Genomic DNA, 4,466 nt, shown 5'->3' with positions numbered 1-4,466 from the left:
AGTTAGCAGGCGAAGCCTGCTTGGAGTTTTAGTTTGCTTTTAGTACAAGGCAGCGAGTCGCAGACAGTACTGAAGTACGGCAAGACGAGCTAACACAGTAATAAAAGATAAACTAAAAGAGTATAAAAGCGACCGAAAGTGCCAATCAACCACTGCGTCAAAGCGAATTCACTAACTAAAATAGGAAGGTTGAGGTTTTTGCCCCAACCTCTTTTTGTTTCTTTAAACACAAGTTGTTGATTTATTGTTTGCTTATGTGTATAATGTAAACAAATAAACAACAAGTGGAGGTGCGCCATGAGAGTGATTGTGGGTGCGGATCCAGCGGGGAAAGGCTTGCTGGAGGAGGTTCAGTCCCATTTAGAGAGTTTGGGTTACCAGGTTTTGGATGTGAGCCAGGGTGTTGATTTTGTGGACACGACTTTGGCGGTTGTGCAAGAGCTGCTGACGGATCCGGAGGCGCTGGGGCTGGTGGTCGATGCCTTTGGTCAAGGGCCATTCATGGTAGCAACCAAGGTCAAGGGGATGGTTGCGGCGGTGGTGTCTGATGAGCGCTCGGCTTACATGACGCGAGAGCACAACAATGCTCGTCTGCTGACTTTTGGAAGCGAGGTCCTTGGTTCTTCTTTGGCCAAAAACATCGCTCTGAATTTTGTGGAAGGCCACTATGATGGTGGCCGCCATCAGATTCGCGTGGACATGTTGAATAAAATGTGCTGATCGTGTCAGGGAGGAGGCGACAGATGAAAATTGCAATCGGTTGTGATCATATTGTGACAGATGAGAAGATAGCCTTGGTGGATTATTTGAAGGAAGCAGGGCATGAGGTGCTGGACTACGGGGCCTATGACCATGTGCGGACCCACTATCCTATTTATGGCAAGTTGGTGGGTGAGGCAGTGACCAGTGGACAGGCGGATGTGGGCATTTGTATTTGTGGTACAGGCATTGGCATTACCAATGCGGCCAACAAGGTTCCGGGAGTCCGAGCAGCCTTGGTCCGGGACATGTCCTCGGCCTTGTATGCCAAAGAGGTTTTAAATGCCAATGTTCTTGGATTTGGCGGTAAGATTACGGGTGAGTTCCTCATGCGGGATATCGTGCAAGCCTTTTTGGAAGCAGACTACCAATACAGTCCTCTGAGCCAGACGCTGTTGGAAAAAATAGCAGACTTGGAGCATCCAACACAAGACCAAGAGGATCCGGAGTTTTTCAAAGAGTTTCTTGAGAAATGGGATCGCGGCGAATACCAGGATTAGGAGCAGGAGGTGCCTATGATTATTACAGTAACCCTAAACCCCTCGATTGACGTAGCTTACCAGTTAGAGACTTTTCAGTTGGACGGGGTGAATCGTGTTCAGGATGTTCGGAAAACCGCGGGTGGCAAGGGATTGAATGTGACCCGTGTCCTACAACAGCTAGGGGATCCCGTTTTGGCTACGGGATTTCTTGGGGGAGGATTAGGTCAGGTTCTGGCTCAAGAGTTAGACCGACAAGGGATTGGTCATTCCTTCCAGGAAATTGCGGGGGAAACCCGTAATTGTGTGGCTGTTTTACACCAAGGTCAGCAAACAGAGATTTTAGAGCAGGGGCCGGAGATTAGTCCAGAGGAGGCTCAGGCTTTTACAGCTCATTTCAAGGAGCTTTTAGCAGAGGCTCAATGGGTGGTCTTCTCCGGTAGTCTGCCTAAGGGCTTGCCGGTTGACTTCTATGTTTCTTTGATTGCGCTTTGCCAGGAAGCGGGGGTCGGTGTGCTCTTGGATACGTCAGGGGCTACTTTAGAAGCGGTCTTGGAAAGTTCTGTTCGTCCAAATCTGATTAAGCCCAATTTAGAGGAGTTGAGTCAGTTGGTGGGTCGGGAAGTTAGTCTGGACTTGGCTGACTTGAAAGCTCTTTTGGCTCATGAACGCTTTGCCGGGATTGACTGGATTGTTGTCTCTCTTGGCGCCGCAGGCGCTTTTGCCAAACATGGAGACCATTATTATCGGGTCCGGATTCCAAAAATAGAGGTGGTGAATCCAGTTGGGTCGGGTGATTCCACGGTGGCGGGTCTGGCATCAGGGCTTTCACAAGGATTGGCGGATGCGGACGTGCTTAAGCGCGGAAACTTGCTGGGGATGCTCAATGCGCAAGAGGAGGCGACGGGCTTTGTGAATTTGGACAAGGCGGCGGACTTGCTTGAGCAGATTGAAGTGGAAGAGGTGTGAGATGGAATTGGAAAAGTTGACTACTGAGACGGGTTTGATCTCGGCCTTGGCCTTTGACCAACGGGGAGCATTGAAAAAGATGTTGGCCCAGCATCAGGAGACGGAGTCGACTGCTGAGCAAATGGAGATTCTGAAACGCTTGGTGTCTGAGGAATTGACCCCTTATGCTTCCTCCATTCTGCTAGATCCGGAATTTGGCCTGCCAGCAGCACAGGTGCGGGCGGAGTCTGCAGGACTTTTGCTGGCTTATGAAAAGACGGGCTATGATACGAACTCTAGTAGTCGCTTGCCGGATTGTTTGGAGGAGTGGTCTGTTTTACGCCTCAAGGAGGCGGAAGCGGATGCTGTGAAATTCTTGCTTTATTATGATGTGGATGGAAATTCGCAGGTCAACCAACAGAAGCAGGCTTATGTCGAACGTTTGGGCTCAGAATGTCGGGCCGAGGGACTTCCCTTCTTCTTGGAAATTGTCTCCTATGATGAGCAGTTGGCTGATACGACTGGTTTGGACTATGCTCGAATCAAACCGCATAAGGTGAATCAAGCGATGGAGGTCTTCTCGGATTCCCGTTTTGGAGTAACGGTACTCAAAGTCGAGGTTCCGGTCAATATGAACTTTGTAGAGGGATTTGCACAAGGGGAGATAGCCTATAGTCGAGCCGAGGCAGCAGAGTATTTCCGCCAGCAGGAAGCGGCTACCCACTTACCTTACATTTACCTATCTGCCGGTGTATCTGCCCAATTGTTCCAGGAAACACTCATTTTTGCGGCGGAAGCTGGTGCTCGTTTTAATGGCGTTTTGTGTGGACGGGCCACTTGGGCTGGCGTCGTACCTGTCTATGTTCAGCAGGGTGAAGAAGCTGCGCGTGACTGGCTGCGGACGGTCGGCCGTGAGAACCTAGAAAGCTTGAATCGGGTATTAGCTAAAACAGCTACGCCGGTTTAAAAGAAAGGGTTTACATAATTTCCAACAATATGTTATAATGAATTCAATAGCATGAATAGGGTGGATTGTAACTAATTCGATTAGGCAAGACTACAGATGAATCAGAGGACAGAGGTTCTCGGTTTGTTTGTAGTCTTTTTCTTTTTCTAGAATTATACTTAACTAATTTCAAAATCAGAATACTCGCGGAATTTCAAAAAAATGATGGGAAAGCCGATGACGGTAGTTCAACAGGTCTGGGAGACCTGTTGAATATTCTCGATGGGGCGTGTATGCACGCAATCAGTAAGTTCACCGAAGAGGCTTGACAACGTCAGAATTTGAAATTCAATGAGTATTAGAAAGGAGGAAGTATGTATCGCGTCCTACAGAGTCTGAATAACAATGCAGCCTTGGTTAAAAATGAAAGAGGGGAGCAGGCTGTGGTCATGGGACTGGGGATTGCCTTTCAAAAGCGAAAGGGAGATCTTCTAAGACCGGAAAAAGTAGAAACAGTTTTCTCGCTCCATAATGAAGAAGCCAAGGAAAATTTTCTAACCTTGCTCAAGGATATCCCCTTAGATTTTATTACGGCTAGTTATTCGGTTATTCATTACTTGGTCGACCACTATCATTATCCTGTACAGGAATACCTCTATGTGACCCTGACGGATCATATGCGCTGTTCCTATCAAGCGCTCCTGAAGGGGACTTATCAGGAGAGTCATTTACCGGATATGTCTAGCCAATACCCTTTGGAATACCAGATGGCCCAAGAGGCTCTTGCCCTCTTTCGGCAAAAACTATCTGAAGAATTTCCTCAGGATGAGGTGGGGCGGATTGCTTTACATCTCATCAATGCTAAGGGTGAGACCTTGCCGGATACCCATCAGGAACAGGAGTTGGGTAAGCAGATCATGGAAAAGGTGGAGGAGGTTTTGCAAGAACAGGGCATTCGCAGGCAGACATCCAACAGTAATTTTTATGATCGGTTTATGTTGCACTTGTCCTATTTCCTCAGTAATTTAGAGCGTGGAAACGAGCAGGCGATTTCTTTGGATGACCTAGATCAGTCGATCCGGAAGACCCATCCCCAGGCTTATGAGATTGGGAGTCAGATTTTTGCTCTGATTCAGGAAGTGGTGGACCAGCCGATTCCCAATACGGAGCGGTTTTACTTGGTTTTACATATTCAACGTTTATTGTAAAAAAGTCTAGTGGTGAAAAGTCAAGTTCAAAGTTCTGAGCAGTTACTCTTTTTTTCAGAAAAAAGGGCGCACTGAAAAGAGCTAGCGAAAAATGATGTTTTTCAACCAATTTTCACTAGATTTTCA

Annotated in this window: 5 protein-coding genes; all 5 read left to right on the top strand. The window is 47.6% G+C overall.

Annotated features, from left to right (window positions below; translation table 11 throughout):
- The first annotated feature begins 297 nt into the window (after positions 1 to 297).
- The 5 genes from lacA (at position 298) to I2503_RS08995 (ending at position 4,340) form a co-directional block, all read left to right on the top strand.
- Positions 298 to 720 carry a galactose-6-phosphate isomerase subunit LacA gene (gene lacA / locus I2503_RS09015; RefSeq protein ID WP_196091359.1) on the top strand — a complete coding sequence of 141 codons (423 nt, stop codon included), beginning with the start codon at positions 298 to 300 and terminating at the stop codon, positions 718 to 720.
- 23 nt (positions 721 to 743) lie between these two features.
- Positions 744 to 1,259 carry a galactose-6-phosphate isomerase subunit LacB gene (lacB, locus tag I2503_RS09010; protein ID WP_196091358.1) on the top strand — a complete coding sequence of 172 codons (516 nt, stop codon included), beginning with the start codon at positions 744 to 746 and terminating at the stop codon, positions 1,257 to 1,259.
- A 15-nt stretch (positions 1,260 to 1,274) separates the two neighbouring features.
- Positions 1,275 to 2,207 carry a tagatose-6-phosphate kinase gene (gene lacC, locus I2503_RS09005; RefSeq protein ID WP_196091357.1) on the top strand — a complete coding sequence of 311 codons (933 nt, stop codon included), beginning with the start codon at positions 1,275 to 1,277 and terminating at the stop codon, positions 2,205 to 2,207.
- A 1-nt stretch (position 2,208) separates the two neighbouring features.
- Positions 2,209 to 3,153: a tagatose-bisphosphate aldolase gene (lacD, locus tag I2503_RS09000; protein WP_196967734.1), complete on the top strand. Its 945-nt coding sequence runs from the start codon at positions 2,209 to 2,211 to the stop codon at positions 3,151 to 3,153.
- A 353-nt stretch (positions 3,154 to 3,506) separates the two neighbouring features.
- Complete coding sequence (locus tag I2503_RS08995; RefSeq protein WP_196967733.1) at positions 3,507 to 4,340, top strand: PRD domain-containing protein; 834 nt, start codon at positions 3,507 to 3,509, stop codon at positions 4,338 to 4,340.
- Positions 4,341 to 4,466: the final 126 nt, after the last annotated feature.

It is taken from the genome of Streptococcus sp. NLN64 (assembly GCF_015831295.1).
GTDB lineage: Bacteria > Bacillota > Bacilli > Lactobacillales > Streptococcaceae > Streptococcus.
The sequence above is the reverse complement of the archived record's forward strand: the minus strand, read 5'-3'. Positions and strand labels throughout refer to the sequence as shown.